At 61.5% G+C, this 21,774-nt stretch carries 16 protein-coding genes; 6 read left to right on the top strand and 10 right to left on the bottom strand.

Annotated elements, in window-relative coordinates; all coding sequences use genetic code 11:
• Positions 1-67: 67 nt before the first annotated feature.
• From E1N52_RS01800 to E1N52_RS01785, 4 genes are all read right to left on the bottom strand, one after another.
• Entirely contained in the window at positions 68-949 is an 882-nt protein-coding gene (locus E1N52_RS01800) for an ABC transporter permease (protein WP_133179634.1), read from the bottom strand.
• Positions 946-2,235, bottom strand: a complete 1,290-nt coding sequence (locus tag E1N52_RS01795; RefSeq protein WP_133179632.1) for a quaternary amine ABC transporter ATP-binding protein — start codon at positions 2,233-2,235, stop codon at positions 946-948. Before E1N52_RS01795 ends, E1N52_RS01800 begins: the two co-directional genes overlap by 4 nt.
• A 588-nt stretch (positions 2,236-2,823) precedes the next feature.
• A complete protein-coding gene (locus tag E1N52_RS01790; protein ID WP_165979310.1) occupies positions 2,824-3,924 on the bottom strand; it encodes an FAD-binding oxidoreductase in 1,101 nt (366 codons plus the stop codon).
• Positions 3,925-3,976: 52 nt separating this feature from the next.
• Positions 3,977-5,236 (bottom strand): aromatic ring-hydroxylating oxygenase subunit alpha, encoded by a 1,260-nt coding sequence (locus tag E1N52_RS01785; protein WP_133179629.1) that lies wholly within the window; start codon positions 5,234-5,236, stop codon positions 3,977-3,979.
• A 268-nt stretch (positions 5,237-5,504) separates the two neighbouring features.
• Here E1N52_RS01785 and E1N52_RS01780 point away from each other — a divergent pair, with 268 nt between their 5' ends.
• On the top strand, positions 5,505-6,431 hold the full coding sequence (locus tag E1N52_RS01780) for a LysR substrate-binding domain-containing protein (protein ID WP_133179627.1): 927 nt from the start codon (positions 5,505-5,507) through the stop codon (positions 6,429-6,431).
• Positions 6,432-6,509: 78 nt separating this feature from the next.
• Here the strand turns inward: E1N52_RS01780 and E1N52_RS01775 are convergent, their stop codons facing one another.
• The 3 genes from E1N52_RS01775 to E1N52_RS01765 form a co-directional block, all read right to left on the bottom strand.
• The gene (locus E1N52_RS01775) at positions 6,510-7,562 is read right to left on the bottom strand and encodes a proline racemase family protein (protein ID WP_133179625.1); all 1,053 of its coding nucleotides are present in this window, start codon (positions 7,560-7,562) and stop codon (positions 6,510-6,512) included.
• 105 nt (positions 7,563-7,667) lie between these two features.
• Positions 7,668-8,744, bottom strand: coding sequence for an ABC transporter substrate-binding protein (locus E1N52_RS01770; protein ID WP_133179623.1), 1,077 nt, complete (start codon positions 8,742-8,744; stop codon positions 7,668-7,670).
• 463 nt (positions 8,745-9,207) lie between these two features.
• Positions 9,208-10,881, bottom strand: a complete 1,674-nt coding sequence (locus tag E1N52_RS01765) for an electron transfer flavoprotein-ubiquinone oxidoreductase (protein WP_133179621.1) — start codon at positions 10,879-10,881, stop codon at positions 9,208-9,210.
• A 306-nt stretch (positions 10,882-11,187) separates the two neighbouring features.
• Between E1N52_RS01765 and E1N52_RS01760 the strand changes: the two genes are divergently transcribed.
• The 4 genes from E1N52_RS01760 to E1N52_RS01745 are packed head-to-tail and all read left to right on the top strand — an operon-like array spanning position 11,188 to position 14,679.
• Entirely contained in the window at positions 11,188-12,375 is a 1,188-nt protein-coding gene (locus E1N52_RS01760; RefSeq protein WP_133179619.1) for an NAD(P)/FAD-dependent oxidoreductase, read from the top strand.
• Between the two features lie 10 nt (positions 12,376-12,385).
• Complete coding sequence (locus E1N52_RS01755; protein WP_133179617.1) at positions 12,386-12,979, top strand: HutD/Ves family protein; 594 nt, start codon at positions 12,386-12,388, stop codon at positions 12,977-12,979.
• A 20-nt stretch (positions 12,980-12,999) separates the two neighbouring features.
• Complete coding sequence (locus tag E1N52_RS01750; protein ID WP_133179615.1) at positions 13,000-13,749, top strand: electron transfer flavoprotein subunit beta/FixA family protein; 750 nt, start codon at positions 13,000-13,002, stop codon at positions 13,747-13,749.
• Complete coding sequence (locus E1N52_RS01745; RefSeq protein ID WP_133179613.1) at positions 13,750-14,679, top strand: electron transfer flavoprotein subunit alpha/FixB family protein; 930 nt, start codon at positions 13,750-13,752, stop codon at positions 14,677-14,679. It begins immediately after the preceding gene.
• A gap of 128 nt (positions 14,680-14,807) precedes the next feature.
• Here the strand turns inward: E1N52_RS01745 and hutG are convergent, their stop codons facing one another.
• A complete protein-coding gene (gene hutG, locus E1N52_RS01740) occupies positions 14,808-15,608 on the bottom strand; it encodes an N-formylglutamate deformylase (protein WP_133179611.1) in 801 nt (266 codons plus the stop codon).
• A 215-nt stretch (positions 15,609-15,823) separates the two neighbouring features.
• On the opposite strand from hutG, the gene E1N52_RS01735 reads away from it, so the two are divergent.
• Positions 15,824-16,888: a polyamine ABC transporter substrate-binding protein gene (locus E1N52_RS01735; protein ID WP_246088907.1), complete on the top strand. Its 1,065-nt coding sequence runs from the start codon at positions 15,824-15,826 to the stop codon at positions 16,886-16,888.
• 75 nt (positions 16,889-16,963) lie between these two features.
• Here the strand turns inward: E1N52_RS01735 and E1N52_RS01730 are convergent, their stop codons facing one another.
• Together E1N52_RS01730 and putA are read right to left on the bottom strand one after the other, a co-directional pair.
• Positions 16,964-17,953, bottom strand: coding sequence for an Ldh family oxidoreductase (locus E1N52_RS01730; RefSeq protein ID WP_133179609.1), 990 nt, complete (start codon positions 17,951-17,953; stop codon positions 16,964-16,966).
• A gap of 33 nt (positions 17,954-17,986) precedes the next feature.
• A complete protein-coding gene (putA, locus tag E1N52_RS01725; RefSeq protein ID WP_133179607.1) occupies positions 17,987-21,766 on the bottom strand; it encodes a bifunctional proline dehydrogenase/L-glutamate gamma-semialdehyde dehydrogenase PutA in 3,780 nt (1,259 codons plus the stop codon).
• Positions 21,767-21,774 lie beyond the last annotated feature (8 nt).

The following is a 21,774-nucleotide window of genomic DNA, read 5'->3' as shown; positions in this document are numbered from 1 at the left end:
ATTTATATTGAAACTACCCATTCGTCACGGATGACCTGCCTGTGATTTCAGGCAGGCATCCGGCTAGTCAGCTATGCGCCGCTTCGGTGGTGCCAGCTTTGCCCACTTTCGTGACGGGTCTCCTCTTCTTCGACTTCACGCCAAACGTCTCCGTCAGGCGGTCCAGCACGATGGCCAGCAGCACGACGCCGAGGCCACCTTCGAAGCCGATGCCGATATCAAGGCGCTGGATGCCGCTCAACACATATTCGCCGAGGCCGCCGGCGCCGATCATCGAAGCAATCACGACCATCGAAAGCGACATCATGATGGTCTGGTTCACGCCGGCCATGATGGACGGCAATGCATTCGGCAGCTGGATCTTCCAGAGCAGTTGCGCGTCGGTGCTGCCGAACGAGCGGCCCGCTTCCAGCAATTCCTCGCGAACCTGGCGGATGCCGAGCGTCGTGAGGCGCACGACAGGCGGCATGGCGAACACGACGGTGGCGATCACGGCAGGCACGCGACCAAGGCCGAACAGGATCACGGCGGGGATCAGATAAACGAACGCCGGCATCGTCTGCATGAAATCTAGCAGCGAGCGCAGAATCACTTCGACCCGCTTGTTGCGCGCGCCCCAGATGCCGAGCGGCACGCCGACGATGAGACTGAATACCGTCGCGGCGACGACAAGCGCCAGCGTCGCGACCGTTTGCGGCCACAGCCCCATGTAGTGAATGAGCATCAGCGCAATGCCGACGAACACCGCAAAGGCGATACCGCGGCGCCACAATGCGAACGCCACGAGAAACACGAGCATCGCGACGAAGGGAATCGCCCCAAGGCCGTCTTCGAGCAGCTTGACGACTGCGCCCAGCGCCGCGGAAAACGCGTTGAATCCGCCCTGGAAGTGATTGAAGAGAAAATTGACGGCGTTCTCTGCGAACTTGCCGATGACTGACGAATTCATGCTGCCCTCCGCTCCATAACCTGTTTGAGTATCGTTCGGCACGACACGACGCCCGCGAGCTTGCCTGCCGCGTCCGTCACCGGCACGTCGTGTTGCTGGCTCAGTGCGATCGCGGAGAGTTCGTGCAGGTCGGTGTCCAGCGAGACCGTGCTCAAGTCTTTGAGCAACGCTTCGCGTAGGGGTTGGGCACCCGCCTTGTGCAGCGAAGCTGGCGTGACGCAGCCCTGGTAGCGGCCGGCTTGATCGCAAACGTAACCGCATTCGGCACCGCTATCGATCAGTTGATTGAGGTAACGCTCAGCGGGCGCGCCGACGTCGCCGGAAATCAGTCCGCGCTCGACGCGGGTCAGCAGGCTCTCGGCCTTGAGGAAACGCGAGACGTCGACGTGACGGAAAAAGTCCCGCACGTAATCGTCCGCCGGAGACTGGATGAGTTCGGCAGGCGTGCCAACCTGAATCAGGCAGCCGTCTTTCATGATGCCGATACGGCCGCCGATCTTGATGGCCTCTTCGATATCGTGCGAAATGAAGACGATGGTGCGCTGCTCCTCCTTCTGGAGCCGCAGCAGTTCGCTTTGCATTTCGAAGCGGATCAGCGGATCGAGCGCGGAGAAGGCTTCATCCATCAGCAGCACGGCGGGATTGACGGCCAGGGCGCGGGCAAGACCGACCCGCTGCTGCATGCCGCCGGAGAGTTCGCCGGGCAGCAGCTTTTCGTACGAGCCGAGTCCCACGCGCTGGAGCGCGGCCCGTGCGATTTCATAGCGCTCGGCCTTCTTCATGCCCGCGACTTCCAGGCCATACGAGATGTTGTCGAGCACCGTGCGGTTCGGCAGCAGCGCAAACGACTGGAACACCATCGCCATCTTCTTGCGGCGCACTTCACGCAGCTCGGGTGTGGACATCGGCGCGATGTCGCGGCCTTCGAGAACGACCTGGCCGGACGTCGGCTCGATCAGACGATTGAGCAGCCGCACGAGCGTCGACTTGCCGGAACCCGAGAGTCCCATGATGACGAAGATCTCGCCGGCCTTCACGTTGAGGCTGACGTTGTTGACCGCCACCATGTTGCCGGTGCGCTTGAAGATCTCATCGCGTCCCAGGCCTTGCTTGACTAGTTGCGCGGCAACCTCGGGCTTCGGGCCGAAGATCTTCGACAGGTTCTTGACCGTCAGGATGTCGGTTCCTGATATGGCAATGGGCCGGGCCACGGAAGGCGTACCCGCTGTGTTGATTGCGCCTGGCGGCAATGTGTCGCCCGGTGCGAACGTCAGATGAGGGGCCATTTGTCATCCCAACTGGATGGTTCAGAAAAGTGGCGCTGGCGAACTCCGGTACGGCCTGAAGTTCTAGCGTGGCGATTCAGCTTGCATCACCGCTTACCCGGCTTCGAATTCACTATTTCGGTGAATTCCGTTCTGGTGCAGCAACTGATGCAGTGATTGCAGCGTAGCAATCCAAATTGCGCGCTCCAGCTACATTTTTTCGGCCCTTTCCCATACCTTTGGTAATGCATGCAAAGCGCCCGGTGAGCAATGAAACGTTTAGCGAATAAGCGAACGGCGCGCGGATGCCATATAGGTGGGGGCTTTGCGGGCAATTGAGTGTCGGAAATGGCTGCGTTTGGCCAATGATCGAGAAGCGGCGCACGCCGCATGGAACAAGGGAAAGTCCTGGGGGGGATTTAGTCAGGGAAACTACCAGGAAAATGCGCGAAAAATGCAGGAAACTGCGAGGAATTGGGTTAAAAATCAGACGACAAAAAAGAATTGCCCCGGCGCGGCACGCAACGCATTGCGAGCCACGACAGGGCACTGGAGCATTTCAATTCAAGCTGAACGTCTGCCGAAGCCGTTCATACTGCAGTCCCGCTGCTACAAATCGAGCACGAGGTTTGAAGTCGGGCGGCTGCAGCACATCAAGCGCATTCCCTTCTCGATTTCGCGTGGACGGATGCCGCCGTTGTGCTTCATGTCCACGGACCCTTCGAGCACCTTCGTCTTGCAGGTCCCGCATATGCCCTGACTGCATGACGATGGCAAGGGCACACCGGCCTTGCGCGCGGCGACGAGCACCGTCTGCGAGGCGTCCATCGTGAACGAGCGGCCCGAGCGCGCCAGTTGCACCGTAAATCCGGCCTGCGCGGCCGTCTCGGCGCCGACCTCGCCGACTGGCGCGTCGGCACACTCCACGGTCTCCGCGAAGTTGAAGCTTTCCTGATGGTAGCGGGCCGGGTCATGGCCGCCATCCGCGAGCATCTTTCTGGAAGCGTCCATATAGCCACCCGGGCCGCAGATAAACACTTCGCGCTCGCGGTAGTCCGGCACATGCTCCATCAACAGATCCAGGCTCAGGCGCCCCACCGGCCCCTGCCAGTCCGGTTCGCTCCCGAGCGCCTCGCAGACATGAACCACGCGCAATTTGTCCGAGAGCGCGCACAAGCCGGCAAGCTCGTTACGGAAGACGATGTCTTCCGGCGTTCTTGCGCTATGAATGAACACGATGTCGCGGTTCAGCCCCAGGTCGAGCGCCGCGCGCGTCATCGACATCAACGGCGTCACACCCGATCCCGCCGAAAGATAGAGACTCTTTGCAGCCGGTCCCGAAGACGGCGTGAACACCCCCGACGGCCCGAAGGCCTTCAACTCGACGCCCTCTCTCATGTTCTCGTGCAGCCAGTTCGACATGACGCCGCCCGGCGTGCGCTTGACCGTAATGGAAAGCGTATAGGGACGCGTGGGCGGCGAGGAGATCGTGTAGCAGCGGCTGACCTCCTTGCCGTCGATTTCGGCAGACACAGTAATGAACTGGCCCGGCTCGAAACTGAAATGGCCCTCCCGCGTGCTGAACACGAAAGTCCGCACGTCGTGCGTCTCAGCGCACACGCGCATGCACGTCAGCGTGCGCTGCTCGTGACTCGGCCACTGTGCATCAGCGCGTTCCCACGTGCTCGCACTGCAAAAGCGATCAAGCATTTCCTGACCTTGTCCGATGAAACATGAATCTGCGGCGACGTTCATGGCGACCTCAAACTCCGTGTGCCTTCAGCTTCGCGTCGTACCAGCGCGAAAACTGGTCGAGCGCTGCCTCAGTGAAGTTCGAGAAAGGACCCGGAATATAGGCCGGATCCTGCGTTCCCGCATGCGTGTTCCCGACGAGCTCCGCGTCCTGGGTCGTCGTCGCGACCCACACTTCAGTGAGCCGCTTCAGGTCGTAGTCCACGCCTTCCACCGCATCTGCATGGACCAGCCAGAGCGTGCGCACGAGCGTCTTGTCCGGCGCGAGGGGCAGGCTATAGGCGATCACGGCATGGTCGCTCATCACGTGAGTCCACGAATGATGGCCCCACATGTGGACGTCGCCGAGATCGCGACGCGTGACGCCACCCAGCAGCTTCGTGCAGGCCACTTTCGTGTCCAGTGTCTGCGATTCGTTTGCGCCCGAGATGACGAGCCGCTGAGTGCGGAAGTTGGTATCCACGCTCTCGTCGAGCGCCTCTACTGTGCCGCAGACATAACCGTCCTGTTCCCAGTTCTCCAGGCACGCCGCGTTGCGCTTCAGGTAATCGTCGTAGGCCTGCAGCGACTCTTCGCTCTGGCCGTCCGGACAAAAGCCGAAGTCTTCCGCGAGAAACGAATTCGTCAGCTCCGGATGCGTGCCCGCGCAGTGGTAGCACTCGCGGTTGTTTTCCATCACGAGTTTCCAGTTGCCGTTCTCGACGATCTCCATTTCGTAGGCGATCTTCGTACGCGTGAGGTCGTACGGCGCGAAGCGCGGCGCCATCACAGCCTCGAGCTTCTCGAAGTCCGCGGGCGGTTCGTCGGCAAGGCAAACGAAAATATGCGCGCCCACCGTCTTCACATGAACCGGAATCAGGCTGTGGCAGCTTGCGTCGAAGTCCTTGCCCATATGCGTCGAATGCTTGAGGCTGCCGTCCAGGTCGTAGGTCCACTGATGGTACGGACACACGAGCATCCCGACGCTTGCCTTGCCGGCCTTCTTCATGATGCGCGAGCCACGATGACGGCAAACGTTGCGATAAGCCCGCACGTTTTCATCGTCGTCGCGCACGATGATGATCGAAGCCTTGCCGATATCCACCGTGTGTACATCGCCGGGTTCCGGCACGTCGGCGGTCACGCCGACCAGAATCCAGAGCTTGTGAAAAAACACCTCGACGTCCGTTTCGAACACATCCTGACGCCCGAACAATTCACCAGGCATGCCGTGCCCTTTCTTGCGGCTATCGATGAGTTCGCGGTGCGTTTGAATCTGGACTTCAGACATGGTGGGCCTCTTGATGAAAACGTTGCATAGCGTTCGGGACACTGATATGGCGTGAAGTATTGGACCGTCAAATCCCACCGTCAACGCGCTTTATAAGCTGCTTCACATTCATTTAAATCATGCGAAAATGCGCCCGAAATGCGGCACCCGAAAAGGGCCTCGCGGGCCGATTTGCAGGGAATGCCAGGCCAGGGTTTCCCCTGAAAAGAATGCTCGTCAAAGCAGGCACAACCCCACTTGCCGTACCCGTCGACACATGTGAAAGCGGATGAAAACCACCAAAGCAACGAAAGGCTATCGTCGGATCGTTCCCTCGCTTACCGCCCTCGTCGAATTCGAGGCCGTGGCGCGCCTTGGGAGTTTCACCTACGCCGCAAGCGAACTGGGTGTCACGCAGTCCGCCGTGAGCCGACAGGTGCGGTTCCTCGAAGAAACGCTCGGCGTCCAGCTCTTTCACCGCCTGCACCGCTCGATTGATCTGACGAGTGAAGGCGAAGCGCTTTACGTGGTGGTCGCGGAGTCCATGCAGAAGATCGCCGGCGTGTTCGATCGACTGGTGACCGGAACCGAGCAAAGAGAACTGGTGCTGGCTTCGACGGCTGCGTTTTCGCAGTTCCGGCTCTTGCCGCGGCTCGCGAAGCTGAAGAAGCTCGATCCGCCTTTGCAGCTGCGTTTGTCGACCGACATGTTTACGGCAGACCTTCGGCATGTGGAAGTGGATGTCGCCGTGCGCTATGGGGACGGCAACTGGCCGGACGGGACGTCGACCTTGCTGTTCGATGTCGAAGTCTTTCCCGTCTGCTCGCGGGAGTTCCTCGAGGAATACGGTACGCCTCACTCGCTCGATGACCTCGCAAAGATGGCGCTCGTGGAGTCGGATGCCACGTCCGAAGGATGGATGGGCTGGAACGAATGGTTTCGCGCCGTGGGGTACCGGCCCGCGCGCCTGAACAAGGTGCTCCGGTGCAGCCTTTACACCGACGCCATTCAAGCCGTGCGATACGGACAGGGAATAGCACTCGGGTGGAACAGACTGGTCGATGACCTGCTGCAAACAGGAGACCTGGTTCGCATCGACCTCGCGACGTTCCGGCCCAGCGACGCTTATTTCGTCGTGGTGCCTCACGGCCGGACGATTACCCCGGTCATTACGCAGCTTATCGAGTGGCTGCGAGGGGATCCGGCGCGGCGATAGCCCCGACGCGCCACGCCGCCAGCACGAGAGCCCTGCGAACGGGTGCACCGCCACTCGCAGGGAATTCTCCTCAGTCGGTCAGGCCCAGATATCGCCTACGGTAAAGCCGTTGACGAAAGGATCGTCCGGGTCGAGGACATAGGTGTTGTATCCGTAGATCCACGAACGCCCGGAAATGGTCGGCACGACGGCCTTGATTTCGTCGATCGCGACCTGCTCCACGAGGCGCCCCGTGAATACGGTGCCGAGTATGCCCTCGTGACGGAACGGCTGATTCAGATCCAGTTGCCCCTTGGCGAAGAGCGTCGCCATTTTCGCGGACGTTCCCGTGCCACACGGGCAACGATCGATCGCGCCTGTCCACGTGGCGGGATTATCGAAATCGATCTCTCCACTGGCTACCGTGACCGCATTTTTCCAGTCCGCGCTCGGGTTCGTGGTCGGGCCGGAAAGCTGGGCAATGGTGATGCCGTAGCCGGGATAGTGAGGATGCTTAACCGGCAACTGCTCCTGTGCAGCCTTGAGAATGAGCGCCGAAATGCGCGTGATTTCGCGGCCGTGCTCTGGAATGAGTTCGAGCCCCTTGAATTGCCGCACGTCGGCGATGACATAGAACATGCCGCCCCAACCCACGTCGACCGTGACCTTGCCAAGGTGAGGCACATCGATCACGGTATCGACGTAGGGCGCGAAGGCCGGAACATTCCTGAACGTCACCTGCGTGACCTTGCCGTTCGCGCATTCTGCGCGGATACCGATCAACCCGGCCGGGGCTTCGAGCTGAAACTCGGTAACGGGTTCCTGCATCGGCAGCATGCCGGTTTCGAGCAGCACCGTGGCAACGGAGATCGTATTGCCGCCGCTCATCACCGGATACTCCACCTGCTCCATGATGATGTATCCCGCCGCGGCGTCCGGATGTTTGGCCGGAACGATCAGGTTGCAACAAAGCGGAGGGTAGCCGCGCGGCTCACGCAGCATGAGCTTGCGGATCTGGTCGTCGTTCTCCCGGAGCCAGTTCATCTGCTCGTACACCGTATTGCCCGGAATATGAGGCACGCCGCCGGTAATGACCCGCATGGGTTCGCCAGCGTGAGTTTCAACAGCATGAAAGGTGCGCTTGAAAGTCATGGTTCTCTCTAAAACATTCGCGAGGTGTCGTATCGCCCTTCAATGGCAAGGCGCACTTTCGACACCCTGCGTCGAAAGTGCGCTAGCTGGAGATATTGTTTTGATTTACTTGCTGCCAAGCCAGACGGCGAACTTCTGATTCAGATCGTCGCCGTGGTCGGCCCAGAAGTTCACGTCGACATCGACGGCGTCTTTCGTATTCGCCGGATTCGTCGGCAGATAGGGCGTAACAGCGGGATTGATCAGCGGAATCGACGATTTGCGCATCGGCCCGAGCGCCGTATCGGTCGAGAGCTTCGCAAGCTGTTCCGTCGACGTCGCGAACTTCACGAAGTCTTCGGCGGCCTGCAGGTTCTTCGTACCCTTGACGATCGCGTAGCCCTCGATGTTCTTCACCTCGCCGTCCCAAAGGAAGCCAAAGGGCTTCTTGTCCTGCTCGACAGCCACCCAGATGCGATTCGGATACGCACTCGTCATCGTCACCTCGCGGTCGGCCAGCAGTTGCGGCGGCTGAGCGCCCGCTTCCCACCACACGATAGCAGGCTTGATGGTGTCGAGTTTCTTGAACGCGCGGTCCACGCCTGCGGGAGTCGCGAGCACCTTGTACACATCGCCGGGTTTCACGCCGTCGGCGAGCAGCGCCCATTCCAATGCGCCTTCAGGCGACTTCTTGAGCCCGCGCTTGCCCGGAAAGCGCTTGAGGTCGAAGAAGTCCGAGATCGTGGTCGGCGTGGTGCCTTTGAACGCGTCCTTGTTGTAGGTGATCATCGTCGACCACGCGACATTGCCGACCATGCAGTCCGACAAGCCGCCCGGCAGAAAGTCCGACTTCGCGGGAGCACCCGTTTTTCCCGCAGGCAGCGAAGCGGGATTCACCTTCTCGAGAAGGCCTTCATCACAGGCGCGCGCGGCGTCGGCCAACTGCATGTCCACCACGTCCCACGTGACGTTCTTCGTTTGAACCTGGCTGCGGATCTGTGCGATGCCGCCGTTGTATGTATCGACCTGGACGTTCGTTCCGGTCTTCGCGGCGTACGGTTTCGTTGCCGTGGCCACCTGCGTGTCCTGATAGGACCCGCCCCAGCTGGCGAAGATGAGGTTGCTTGCAGAGGCGGCCGTACTGACCGTGGCGACTGCAGCAAGCGCCACAATCTTCGGGGTCAACTTCTTGTGCAGTTCCATTCCATCCACTCCTTGACGACATCAAATGACGCGCTGGGCGTCAATCGCTTTCAGGTTTAAAGAAGACTTCTCGTGCGACGCATCCAGGTACTAAAAACTGATTATTTCGCTATGCTTACTAATTAAATCGCTGTGATCCTCACCCGATCGTTGTTGCTCGCCCTCACATTCGTCCGCCGCCCGTAAGGGACAGACGCGACTCACGAACCGCGTGCGAACCCTGATTTCCCCTGCACCATGACTGAACATTGGTTCAATGACAAATCAGGCAGAGAGCGCTGTTAGACCGCATAGTAGCGCGTCAAATTTGTGTGCAACGCGCAATTTTCGCGTTTTTCGACGATTTTTCCGATAACCTAGGGAAAATCACGATGCTTAGCCGGCAACCAGATTGAACGCATGTTCAATTCGATTATATAAAGCATCACCGTCCCTTATGAACATGCTCCAGCCCGGCTCGCGGCTACATATTCGGGTAGTTCGGCCCGCCGCCTCCTTCCGGCGTCACCCAGACGATGTTTTGCGAAGGGTCCTTGATATCGCAGGTTTTGCAGTGCACGCAGTTTTGCGCGTTGATCACCAACTGGCTGCCGAGAGAGGCATGACTCGTGAACTCATAGACACCCGCGGGACAGAAGCGTGACTCCGCTCCACCGTAGACCGCCAGATTGAGGCGCACTGGCACAGACGCATCCTTCAAGGTGAGGTGCGCCGGCTGGTTTTCGTCGTGATTGGTATTCGAGAGGAAGACCGAGGAGAGCCGATCGAATGTCAGCTTGCCGTCCGGCTTCGGATAGACAATTTCCTTGCATTGGTTCGCCGGGCGCAAGGTTTGATGGTCCGCGTGCTTGTGATGTAGCGTCCAGGGCACCCGGCCGCCCAATAACTTCTGCTCGATGCCTACCATCATCGTGCCGGTGTACAAGCCCTTGCTCATCCATTGCTTGAAATTGCGGGCGCGGTGCAACTCGTCTCTGAGCCACGAGCGCTCGAACGCTTCCGGGTATTCAATCAACACGTCGTTCCGGCGGCCGCCGCACACGGCGCCGAACACCGCTTCGGCCGCCATCTTGCCGGTCGCGATAGCCGCGTGACTCCCCTTGATGCGCGAGGCGTTCAGGAAGCCTGCCTCGCATCCAATGAGCCCGCCACCTGGAAACACCAGCTTGGGCAATGACATCAACCCGCCTGCCGTAATGGCGCGTGCACCGTAAGACAGGCGCTTGCCGCCTTCGAGAATTTTGCGGATCGCCGGATGGGTCTTGTAGCGCTGGAATTCCTCGAACGGAGACAAGTAGGGATTGGTGTAGCCAAGGCCGACCACGAAGCCCACCACCACCTGGTTATTATCGAGGTGATAAAGGAACGACCCGCCATAGGTATCGCGCTCGAGCGGCCAACCCGCCGTATGAATTACGAGGCCGGGCTCATGGTGCTTCGGGTCGATTTCCCAAAGCTCCTTGATGCCGAGCCCATAAACCTGGGGATCGGCCCCTTTGCGCAATGCGTAGCGCTCCATGAGTTGCCGCCCCAGGTGGCCGCGCGCGCCCTCGGCAAAGAGCGTGTATTTCGCATGCAGCTCCATGCCAGGCTGGAACGCGTCGCCCGGCTTACCGTCTTTACCGATGCCCATGTTTGCGGTGGCGACGCCGCGCACTTCGCCGCGCTCCCCATAGAGCACTTCAGCAGCCGGAAAACCCGCGAACACTTCCACGCCGAGCGATTCGGCCTGTTGGCCCAGCCACCGCGTGACATTGCCGAGGCTCACGACATAGTTGCCGTGGTTCTTGAAGTTCTCGGGCAGCAGCCAGTTGGGAACGCTTCGCGCGCCGCGCTCCGAGAGAAAGAGAAAGCGATCCTCCGTCACCTCGACGTTCAACGGCGCTCCCTGCGCCTTCCAGTCGGGGATGAGTTCGTTGAGCGCTCTGGGGTCCATGACCGCGCCCGAAAGAATATGCGCCCCGACCTCGGAACCTTTCTCCAGCACGCAGACGCTCACGTCCTTGCCCTGTTCGTGGGCGAGCTGCTTCAGGCGAATCGCCGCCGACAAGCCCGCCGGACCGGCGCCAACGATGACGACGTCGTACTCCATGGATTCGCGCGGACCGTATTGCTCAACGAGGGACTGTGTATTCATGTCGATAACCGTATGCGGGCAGCTGGCAACCTCGGCGAGACAGCCCCGAAACTGCGCGACGCGGGAATGCGTCACGTGCAACGCATCGTAAGACCGAAAAAATTTGCGTCCCGGTGAGATAACGCCTGCTTATGCTCCACACAACGAGGCGTTGCATTCGCCGCTTGCAACGGCCTGCCCGGCTGCAGCCGCGCGCCAGGGCTGATGCTCGCTTTTGCTAAAGATCGCCCGCTCTTATATTTCCATCCCGTCGATTCATCGCCGTCACACTGTGTCCACGACTTGACCAACGAAGGAAGCGGAATCGTGAACTCATACGATGTGGTGGTGATTGGCGCGGGTGTTATCGGCAGTTCGGTAGCGTTCCAGCTTTCGAAGCTCGGCGCTAAGAACGTTCTGGTGCTCGACCGTGGAACGATTGGGGCCGGAACGACCTCGCAGTCATCGGGCATTCTCCGCACCCACTACTCCGTCAAGGAGAACGTGGAGCTTGCGCGCAAATCGTGGGACGTCTTCAACAACTTCGCCAGCTATCTGGGCGATGAAGAGGCATCGTGCGGCCTCGTGAAGTGCGGCTACATGATCGTGGCGAGCGAAGGCGACAAGCTCGAACCGTTGCGCGCGTCGCTTAGTCAGCAGAAGGAGCAAGGCATTCCGCTCGAACTGCTCAACCCGCAGCAGGCGAAAGAATTGCTGCCCATCGCGCGCTTCGACGATGCCGCGCTGATCGGCTACGAGCCGGAAGCCGGTTTCGCCGACGCATACCTGGTGGCAACGAGCTTCTCGCGCGCCGCGCGCCGCGGCGGCGTGACGATTCGCGAGAACGCTTCGGTGAACAAGATTCTGCTCGAAGGCAACAAGGTCGTCGGTGTTTCGACGAGCATTGGCGACTTCGCGACTTCGATGGTCATCAGCACACAAAACATCTGGACTCCGGAACTTTCCGGCTGGACCGGCCGCACGCTGCCCATTATGCCGGAACGCCATGCAGTGCTCGCGCTGGAATGCGACGCAGCCAAATACACCTTCAATATGCCCGTCTTCAAGGACCTCGCCTCCACCGGCATGCTCTATTACCGAAGCTACGGCGGCAATCAGATGCTCGTTAGCGAAGGTGTAGTCGGCGAAAAGCTGAACACGGCGGAAACCGAGCAAGGCGATATTCCGATGGACTACGTCGTCGAAGTCGGCGCACAGGTCGCCGAACGCTTCCCCGAGTACGAGACCGCGGGGATCGCCTCCTCGTGGACCGGCGTGTACGACGTGACCCCCGACTGGAACCCCGTGCTCGGGAAATTGCCGGGCATCGAAGGACTGGTCGTGGGTTATGGCTTCTCAGGCCATGGCTTCAAGCTCTCGCCCACGGTGGGCCGCGTGCTCGCGCAGGAAGCGCTGGGCCTGCCGACCGACGTTTCGCTCAAGCCGTATTCGATCGAGCGCTTCGAAACGGGCGAGCTGCTCACGGGCAAATACGGCCTCGGCGCGGTGTCCTGAGGCGCTGGATATGTCAGCGATCGAAGTTCATCCGCTCGACTCGCTGCCCGTGGAGCGTTGGCGCAATGGTGGCGGCGTCACGCGGACGATTGCATCGGATGGGTGCCATTGGCGGATCAGTCTCGCCGAGGTGGAACGCGACGGGCCCTATTCGCGATTCGAGGGAATCGACCGGCTGTCTTGCGTGTTGCGAGGCGCTGGCGTCATGCTGCGCGAGGCGAATTCGGTCGTGACGCTCAAGCCGTATGAAGCCGTCGAATACGACGGCGGCCTCGAATGGCACGCGACGCTCATCGACGGCCCAGTGACTGCACTCAACGTCATGGCCGCCAGGAGCCGCTATCGCACGAGCATCCGGGCGATTGCCGAGCCTGTCAGTGTGTTGCCAGGTCGTGCGGTCGTCGTCGTTACGCTTCGCGCCGGCTGCGCCTGGCGCGCCAGCGAGGGTCATGCATCGGGCACTGTCGAAGCGGGTCAGTTTCTGATCGCCGAAAGGCTGGATCGCGCCATGCAGTTATCGCCGGTTATGCCCGCCCTTGACGAGCCGCCGCGCACGGGGCTTCCCGTGCTCGTGACCATCGAGCCCGCGTACACGCACGAATGATTGAATCTGAGGAAGGTGAAATGAAAGTGATTACCGCAGTGAAACGTGTCGTCGACTACAACGTGAAGGTGCGCGTGAAATCCGACCACACCGGCGTCGACATCGGCAATGTGAAGATGTCGATGAACCCGTTCGATGAAATCGCAACGGAAGCCGCGACACGGCTGAAGGAAGCGGGCAAAGCCAGCGAAGTGATCGCCGTTTCCTGCGGCGTGGCCCAGAGCCAGGAAACGCTGCGTACCGCGCTCGCCATCGGCGCCGACCGCGGCGTGCTGGTCGAGACGGACGCCGAGCTTCAGCCGCTCGCAGTCGCGAAGCTGCTCAAGGCCGTCATCGAAAAAGAGCAACCGCAGCTGGTGATCCTCGGCAAACAGGCGATCGACGACGACGCCGGCCAGACCGGCCAGTTGCTCGCGGCGCTCCTCGACTGGCCGCAGGCGACGTTCGTCAGCCACATCGAAATCGAAGGCTCGACGGCCACCGTGACGCGCGAAGTCGACGGCGGCCTCGAAGTGATCGCCTTGCAATTGCCAGCCATCATCACGACCGACCTGCGCCTGAACGAACCGCGCTACGTGACGCTGCCGAGCATCATGAAGGCCAAAAAGAAGCCGCTGGAAACCGTTACCCCGGATTCACTGGGAGTCGACCCGTCGCCGCGGCTCAAGACGCTCAAGGTCGTCGAGCCCGCCGCGCGCAAGGCGGGCGTGACGGTGCCGGACGTCGCGGCACTGGTCGAGAAACTCAAGAACGATGCGAAGGTGATTTAAATGACGACGCTTGTTATTGCAGAACATGACAACGCGCAGCTCAAGGCTGCCACGCTCCACACCATCAGCGCCGTGCAGCAGCTTGCCAATGGCGTGCACGTGCTCGTCGCCGGCAGCGGCGCACGCCCTGTAGCCGACGCTGCCAGCAAGGTCGCGGGCGTGGACAAAGTCATATTCGTCGACGCGCCCCATTTCGCCGACGCACTGGCGGAGAACATCGCGGCCCAGATCGTGGCGCTCGCCAGCGACTATTCGCACGTCCTCTTCCCGGCAACGGCAGCGGGCAAGAATGCCGCGCCGCGCGTAGCCGCGAAGCTGGATTCCGCGCAGATCTCCGACGTCATCGCGATCGACGCCGCCGATACGTTCCAGCGCCCCATCTACGCGGGCAACGCCATCGCAACCGTGCAATCGGCGGACACCGTAAAAGTCGCTACGATCCGCACGACGGCGTTCGACGCGGCCGCGGCGACCGGCGGCAACGCGGAGGTCGTGGAGGTGCCCGCCGTTGCCGACACGGGACGATCGCGGTTCATCCGCCGCGAGATCGCCACGAGCGATCGTCCCGATCTCACGTCTGCGCGCGTAGTGGTCTCCGGCGGCCGCGGTCTTGGCAGCGCCGAAAACTTCGCGATCCTCGATCCGCTCGCGGAAAAGCTGGGCGCCGCCATTGGCGCCTCGCGCGCCGCCGTGGATTCCGGCTTCGCGGCCAACGACCTGCAAGTCGGTCAGACCGGCAAGATCGTGGCACCGGAACTTTACGTTGCCGTTGGCATTTCCGGAGCCATCCAGCACCTTGCAGGCATGAAGGACTCGAAAGTCATTGTTGCCATCAATAAGGATGCCGAAGCGCCCATCTTCGGCGTGGCTGACTATGGCCTCGTTGGCGACCTCTTCAACGCCGTGCCGGAACTGGTGAAGGCGCTCTAAGGACGCCAGGCGCCGGCTTGCACGACGGAGATCGGCTTCTCAGCAGGACCTTGCCGCCTCGCGTGAGAGATCACGCTATGGCGGCTTTTTTTGTTTGCACTTTCTTGGCGACGAGAAAGGCGTGAGCGCTACAGATTTTCGAGCGCCCCGAGCGCCGCATCGACCATCCCCTGCACGATCGGCTTTACCTTGGCCGCCAGGTCAGGCCGGTACTCGAACGGCGCCGCTTCATTCATGTACGTCGACTGGCACATCTCCAGTTGAATCGCATGCACGCCATGCTCGGGCCGTCCGTATTCACGCGTGATGAAGCCGCCCTTGAAGCGTCCGTTGTGCACCCATGTAAAAGGCTGGTGGCCGGCGAGTCGGGCTGATACTGCCTCCATGATGCGCGGATCGCAGCTGAGTCCCGAATTCGTGCCCAGATTCAAGTCGGGCAATTTACCCTCGAACAGCCGGGGCAAAACGCTCGCGATAGAGTGGGCCTCCCACAGCAGCACGCGGCCGTGGATGGCCCGCAAGCGCTCCAGTTCCGCCTGCAACTTCTCGTGGTACGGCCGCCAGTAGCGTTCGAGCCGCTGCGCCTTGTCAGCTTCCGATGGGCCCGAGCCGTTACGGTAGAGCGGCTCGCCGCGAAAGGTCTCCGTGGGGCAAAGACCCGTTGTCGTCTGCCCGGGATAGAGACTCTCCCCCGTAGACGGGCGATTCAGGTCGATCACATAGCGGGAAATCATGGCGCCGAGCACAGACGCACCGGCACGGCGCGCGAAGTCGTACAACGTATCCAGATGCCAGTCCGTGTCGGCGACCTCACCGGCGATCTCCGTTAACTGCGCACGCGCCTCGTCGGGAATTCCGGTTCCCAGATGCGGGATGGATACCAGCAGCGGAAGCGTGCCCTCATGGAATTCATATACCGCGGTATTCAAGGTTCTTCTCCTGATTCAAGCGTTCGCCGGCCGATACCACCGGCCCCTCTCCCGAACATAGTGAATCGCCCCCTCTGCGACCCGAATATCAACCGCAGTGAATCTCGTCATAAGAGGGCTTGATCCTGGCTGCAGTGGATTTTGTCCAGGTCAGTCTTCACCGTAGCGTCACGGTGCGATCGGGACCTTCTCAACTCTCTAGTCGGGTACAAAAAGTGAAAACTTCAATCAACGTTGGAATGCTGCTGGCATGCGGCGTGATGAGCGCCTCTGCGGCTGCCGCGCAAATCACCTTCGTCTCCTGGGGCGGCTCGTACCAGGGCGCGCAAGACAAGACCACTGTAGCGCCCTTCATGGCAGCCAAAGGCATTCAGGTCAAAAACGACTCGTACAACGGCGGTATCGCCCAGATTCGCAGCCAGGTCGAAACGAAAAACGTCACGTGGGACGTAGTCGACCTGCAGCTTTCCGACGTGACCCGCGCATGTGACGAAGGCCTGCTCGAAAAGCTCGACCCCGCCGCGCTCGCCCCCGCGCCGGACGGCACGCCCGCAGCGAAGGATTACGTGCCGGGCGCCGTGTCCAGTTGCATGGCCGGCAACATCGTCTGGTCTTCGCTCATTGCCTACAACACCGACAAATACAAAGGCCACGAGCCGACGAAGATTGCCGACTTCTTCGACCTCAAGAAATTCCCCGGCAAGCGCGGTCTGCGCAAGTCGCCGGAAGGCGCGCTGGAATGGGCCCTTCTTGCCGATGGCGTCGCGCCGGGCGACGTCTACAAGGTGCTCGCCACGCGTGCCGGCGTCGACCGCGCATTCAAGAAGCTCGACACGATCAAGTCGTCCATCGTCTGGTGGGAGACCGGCGCGCAGCCGGCGCAACTGCTCGCCGACGGCGAGGTCACGATGAGCAGCGCGTATAACGGCCGCATCTACAGCGCGATCGCCGACGACAAGAAGCCCTTCGGCTTTATCTGGGACGGCCAGGTCAAATACCTGGAAGGCTACGCCATCGTGAAGGGCACGAAGAACCTGAAAGCCGCGCAGGACTTCGTGCGCTATGCGACGCAACCCGACGTACTGTCGAAACTCGCGCCGCTCACCGCTTACGGTCCGACGCGCAAATCTTCGATTTCGATGGTGCCGCCGAAGCTGCTGCCCTACCTTCCGACCGCACCTGTCAACGAGAAAGGCGCGGTCGACTCCGATGTCGCCTTCTGGGCCGATCACACCGACGATCTGAACCAGCGTTTCGCAGTCTGGCTCGGTCAGAACTGAAGTCATTACTGATGCAAAAAAGCGCCTGCCTCCCGAAGCTTCGGTGAGGCAGGCGCTTGTCAACGATAGTGGCCGTTAGTCCTCGAGCCTTTTGAGCAGCGCATCCGGCACATCGATCTCGGTGATGTGCAAGTGACTGCCGGGAATGCGCACGCCTTGCGCGGCCAACCGCTCGATTTGCGACGACAGGCGTGCGGTGAAGTCCTCCACGACGAGTTCCGTTTTGATGGCCAGCACGAAGAGGCCAACGCCGGGAGACTCGCTGCCTTCGGCGAAATTCGGCGCATCCATCGACCAGTTGCTGCCGGCCAGCCCCGCCACCAGAAACTCCAGCATCATCGCAATGTTGGCGCCGCGCGCACCGCCAAACGCCAGCAAGAGCCCCTTTACCGCTTCGCGCGCATCAGTCGTGGGACTACCCTGCGCATCGACGGCCCAGCCCTCAGGAATCGACTCTCCCCGCGCCGCAGCCTCGCGGATGTTCACGAAGGCCGTTGCGCTCGACGCCTGGTCGATGACAAACGGCTTTGCACCCGCGCGCGGTGCGGCAAACGACAAAGGGTTGGTGCCGTAGACGGCCTTGCGGCTTTCCAGCGTCGTCATCTGCGCCGTGGCATTTGTCGTTGCGATGGCAACGAGTCCCGCTTCGGCCAGACGGCGCGTGTAATAGCCGAGTTCGCCAACCGTGAAGCTATTCGATTGAAGCAGCACCGCCACGCCGTAGTCCTTCGCGCGGCGAACCAGTTCGTCGAATGCCAGATCGAATCCGAGCTGGGCGATGCCACGTTTCGCGTCGACCGCGACGGCGGCCGGGGCGGGAAACGTCACGTCGGGTCTCGCGTCTTTCGCGATGCGTCCCTTGACGAAGCCGTCGAGATAGTCGAACAGGTGGGCGAACCCCACCGCACGACTGCCGGCCCATTCGGCGGACACGACCGCATTCGCCAGTGCATTGGCGACGTCATCGCTCGCGCCGGCTTTAACAGCCGCGCGCCGGGCGATATCGTGGGCTTCGTGTGTTTCGAGGCGCACAGTCACTTCCTTGCGATTGATGTAGCGGAACATTCAGAACGTGTAGCGTATGCCCACAGCCGCAATCTACACCGCGTCTTCGCTCAATACCATCAGTTGCGTGTTGCCTCCCGCGGCGCTTGCGTTGACGGTCGTGACACGCTCGCGTACGAGTTGCGTCCAGTCGTATTGCCCGTCCGCGCCGGGCTGAACCAGCGTCGTCATCGACTCGGCCGCGGCCACGCGAAGGTCCGAGAGCGCAGCGTGGTTCGAAGCGACCATGACGGCATCCGGCTTCACGCCAGCGACCTCTCCTCTGAGCAGCACCGCTACATCGGTCGCGTTGACCACGCGACACGCAGCGCCCAGAACCTGAGCCATGTCGTCCGACACCGAGGACCTGAACAGCAGCACCGTATTGCCGAACGCACTCGCAGCCATCGCCTGCTCGAGCAGGACAGCGGGCGTTTCGCCGGTACAGAGCACCTGACCGCGCGGCAAAAGTTCTACTGTGTTCTCTTCGCCGGTCAGTGCGGGCAAGCTGAGTGTCGTGGTGTGGCTCACCAGTTCATCAAGGCGCTGTTTGCACTTTCCGAGTGCCGCGCGCTGGCCGGAATCGATGCTTCGTGCCGTCGCGAGCGCGAACAGCGCATTCACGCGATCAAGGCCGGACTTCTTCGCCCTGGCCATTTCCCCCTGGCGGCTCTTGAGCTTGCCGCCGGCAGACTCGACCGGAAATTCGAAGAACTTTTCGCTGACCGCGCGAGCCGTTTGCGCGAATGGCCCTGCGTCTGCGTTGAAAGCCGGCGCAGGCGACGCGCAGAGCGCGTACAGCGTGAGGGGTCCACCGAGCATCGGACCGCTCCCGCAGGCGCCCACGCCGCCGAACGGCTGCATCCCGGGAACCGTGCCATGCATCGCACGGTTCACACACACGCTGTTGGCATTCGATGCCGACAGCAGCTTTCCGGCAGCTTCGTTGATCCGCGTATGCAGGCCCTGAACACCACAGCCAATCGCATTCAGGGCTGCCAGCAATGCGTCCATCTCACCAGTCTTGTATCGGACGACATGGAGCACCGGGCCGGAGATCCTGGCGTTGACCGCAGCAAGCGCGCCTACATCGCGTATGTCGATAATGGCCGGGGCGACGAAGTTGCCCTTTGCCGGCTCCGCAGAGACATTCCCGCGAACGACTGCATAACCGAGGCGGCGCATCCGCTCGATATAAGCTTCGGTGCGATCTTTCGCCTCGCGCGTCGCCAGCGGCCCGATATCCGTGCCGATGGAGAGCGGATTGCCGGTATTGCGTTCGCTGAGCATGCCTTTGAGCATCTTCAGCACTTTCTCAGCCGTCGAGTCTTGCAGACAGAGCAGTTGCAGCGACGAAGCGCTTTGCCCGGCGCGACTGAATGCGGAAACCGTGGCGTCGGAAATGACTTGCTCGGGCAGCGCCGAGCTGTCCACGATCATCGCGTTGACGCTGCCCGCCTGCGCAAGGAACCTGGGCTGACGCGTGCGCTTCGCGAGCAACAGTGCGGCGGCTCTCGCCGACTCCGCCGATCCGGCAAACAGAACGCCCGCCACCTCTTCAGAGACCAGCAATTCGCGGCCTACCACCGTGCCCGCGCCGAGCAGCAACTGGAGCACATCTTTGGGCAGGCCACCGCGATAGAACACGCGCGCCGCCTCATAGGCAACGAGCGAGGCCTTCGAGGAAGGCTTCGCGACGACGACGTTACCCGCGGCAAGCGATGCCGCAACGTGTCCGACAAACGTCGCGAGCGGTGACGAGACCGGCGTCACACTCGCGACGACGCCGAGGCCGGTACGCGAGCGCAGCCGCGCGTCGGCCTTAACCTGCAGCGCGTAGAGCCGGCACAGATTGATCGCGGTGCGGACTTCTTCTGCGGCCTCCGCGAGCGTTGCGCCATTCTCCAGAACCAGCAGCGCGCCCAGATGCATGCTTGACGCTTCCAGTTCGGCGGACATCCTTTCGAGCATGTCGGCGCGCTGATTGACACTGGATTGCGCCCAGTTCGCCGACGCTTCCCTGGCTGCGGCGATGGCCCGCGCAACCGTTGCCGGACGGCAGAACGAAACGCTGCCGACGACTTCGGTCGTATCGCCCGCGCCGTAGACGAGATGCGTCGAATCGGATTCGATCTCGCCGACACCGGCCGCCAGCGGGGCCACCAGCGATTGTGCGGAAATGCGGTTGGTGCGAATGGCGCTCACAGCGGCGTCGAATGCCGTGGAATTGCCATATGAAATGGCGGCCGCGTTCACACGCCCGGGGAGTACGTTGACCGGGCTCGCGATACCCGCGTGCGGCTTGCCATGCGTGCGCGCGGCCTTCGCAACCGGATCTTCGACGATATCGGCGATGCTCACGGCCGGGTCGACGATCTGGTTCACGAACGACGAATTCGCGCCGTTCTCGAGCAGGCGGCGCACGAGATACGCGAGCAGCGTTGCATGCGGGCCAACCGGCGCATAAATGCGGCACGGTCGGCCCAGTTTTGATTCACCGACCACCTGGTCGTAGACCGTTTCGCCCATGCCGTGCAGGCACTGGAACTCATAGTCCTTGCTGCCTGCGAGCGTATGCACTGCCGCAATCGTGAAGGCGTTGTGAGATGCGAATTGAGGAAAGATGGCGTCCGGCGCATCGAGCAACACCTTCGCGCACGCAATGTAGCTCACGTCCGAATGCACTTTCCGGGTGAAGACCGGATAGCCCTGCGAACCCGCGTCCTGCGCGAGCTTGATTTCCGTGTCCCAGTACGCGCCTTTGACAAGACGAATATTGATGCGCCTGCCCGTCGAGCGGGCAAGCGCAACAATCCAGTCCGCGACTGCGTGGCCGCGCTTCTGGTACGCCTGCAGCGAAATGCCGATGCCGTTCCAGCCGCGCAGCGAAGGATCGTTGCACAACATTTCAAGCATCTCCAGCGTCAGTTCAAAGCGCGCGGACTCTTCCTGGTCGAGGTGAAAACCAATGCCGTACTGCTTCGCCAGTTGCGCCAGTTCGAGCAAACGCGGGTAGAGTTCCGCGAGCACCCTTTCGCGCTGCGCGAGTTCGTAGCGCGGATGGAGGCCTGAGATCTTCACGGAAACGCCCGGCCCGTCAATGGGGCCTCGGCCTTGCGCATCTTTGCCGATTGCCTCGATGGCGTGCCGGTACGACTCGAAATAGGTCTGCGCATCTTCGTCGGTGAGCGCTGCTTCGCCCAGCATGTCGTACGAATAGCGGTAGCCGCCGCTCTCGCGCCCTTTCGCCGCGCCGATCGCCTCTTCGATAGTCTGGCCGGTCACGAACTGCTTGCCGAGCATGCGCATCGCGTACGCGACACCCGCGCGAACCACGGCCTCGCCTCCCTTACGCACGACGCGTGTCAGCGCTTCGGCGAGCGCGTTTTCATCAGGCTGCTTCAACAACTTTCCCGTGACGAGCAAACCCCAGGCCGTTGCATTGACGAACATCGAAGGCGACTTGCCGACGTGCGCGCGCCAGTCGGCGTCGACGATCTTGTCGCGAATGAGCTGGTTGCGCGTGTCCGTATCCGGAATGCGCAACATGGCCTCGGCGAGACACATGAGCGCAATGCCTTCGCGGCTGTCCAGCGAAAACTCCTGCGTGAGCAGATCGACGCCGCCCGCGTCGATGCGCGCGTCGCGCACCCCTTGCGCCAGGCGCGCAGCGAGTTCCTGCGCTTTCGCAAGCGTTGAAGCATCCATTTGCGCGCGGCGCATGAGCGTCTGGACCACCGCCTCCTCGGGAAGCGCAGACGCCTCGGCAATGCGTTGACGCAGGACGGACAGGTTCGCCGTGCCAGTTTGAGTGACTTCTATTTCTGACAACATGATTTGAT

Origin of the sequence: Paraburkholderia guartelaensis, assembly GCF_004353905.1 — a bacterium.
GTDB lineage: Bacteria > Pseudomonadota > Gammaproteobacteria > Burkholderiales > Burkholderiaceae > Paraburkholderia > Paraburkholderia guartelaensis.
The sequence above is the reverse complement of the archived record's forward strand: the minus strand, read 5'-3'. Positions and strand labels throughout refer to the sequence as shown.

Bases quoted from the DNA above. Each gene is read 5' to 3' on its own strand.
- E1N52_RS01795 (WP_133179632.1), bottom strand. From the start codon at position 2,235: ATGGCCCCTCATCTGACGTTCGCACCGGGCGACACATTGCCGCCAGGC.
- E1N52_RS01770 (WP_133179623.1), bottom strand. From the start codon at position 8,744: ATGGAACTGCACAAGAAGTTGACCCCGAAGATTGTGGCGCTTGCTGCA.
- putA (WP_133179607.1), bottom strand. From the start codon at position 21,766: ATGTTGTCAGAAATAGAAGTCACTCAAACTGGCACGGCGAACCTGTCC.
- E1N52_RS01765 (WP_133179621.1), bottom strand. From the start codon at position 10,881: ATGAATACACAGTCCCTCGTTGAGCAATACGGTCCGCGCGAATCCATG.
- E1N52_RS01750 (WP_133179615.1), top strand. From the start codon at position 13,000: ATGAAAGTGATTACCGCAGTGAAACGTGTCGTCGACTACAACGTGAAG.
- E1N52_RS01780 (WP_133179627.1), top strand. From the start codon at position 5,505: ATGAAAACCACCAAAGCAACGAAAGGCTATCGTCGGATCGTTCCCTCG.
- E1N52_RS01785 (WP_133179629.1), bottom strand. From the start codon at position 5,236: ATGTCTGAAGTCCAGATTCAAACGCACCGCGAACTCATCGATAGCCGC.
- E1N52_RS01775 (WP_133179625.1), bottom strand. From the start codon at position 7,562: ATGACTTTCAAGCGCACCTTTCATGCTGTTGAAACTCACGCTGGCGAA.
- E1N52_RS01730 (WP_133179609.1), bottom strand. From the start codon at position 17,953: ATGTTCCGCTACATCAATCGCAAGGAAGTGACTGTGCGCCTCGAAACA.
- E1N52_RS01755 (WP_133179617.1), top strand. From the start codon at position 12,386: ATGTCAGCGATCGAAGTTCATCCGCTCGACTCGCTGCCCGTGGAGCGT.
- E1N52_RS01745 (WP_133179613.1), top strand. From the start codon at position 13,750: ATGACGACGCTTGTTATTGCAGAACATGACAACGCGCAGCTCAAGGCT.
- E1N52_RS01790 (WP_165979310.1), bottom strand. From the start codon at position 3,924: ATGCTTGATCGCTTTTGCAGTGCGAGCACGTGGGAACGCGCTGATGCA.
- E1N52_RS01800 (WP_133179634.1), bottom strand. From the start codon at position 949: ATGAATTCGTCAGTCATCGGCAAGTTCGCAGAGAACGCCGTCAATTTT.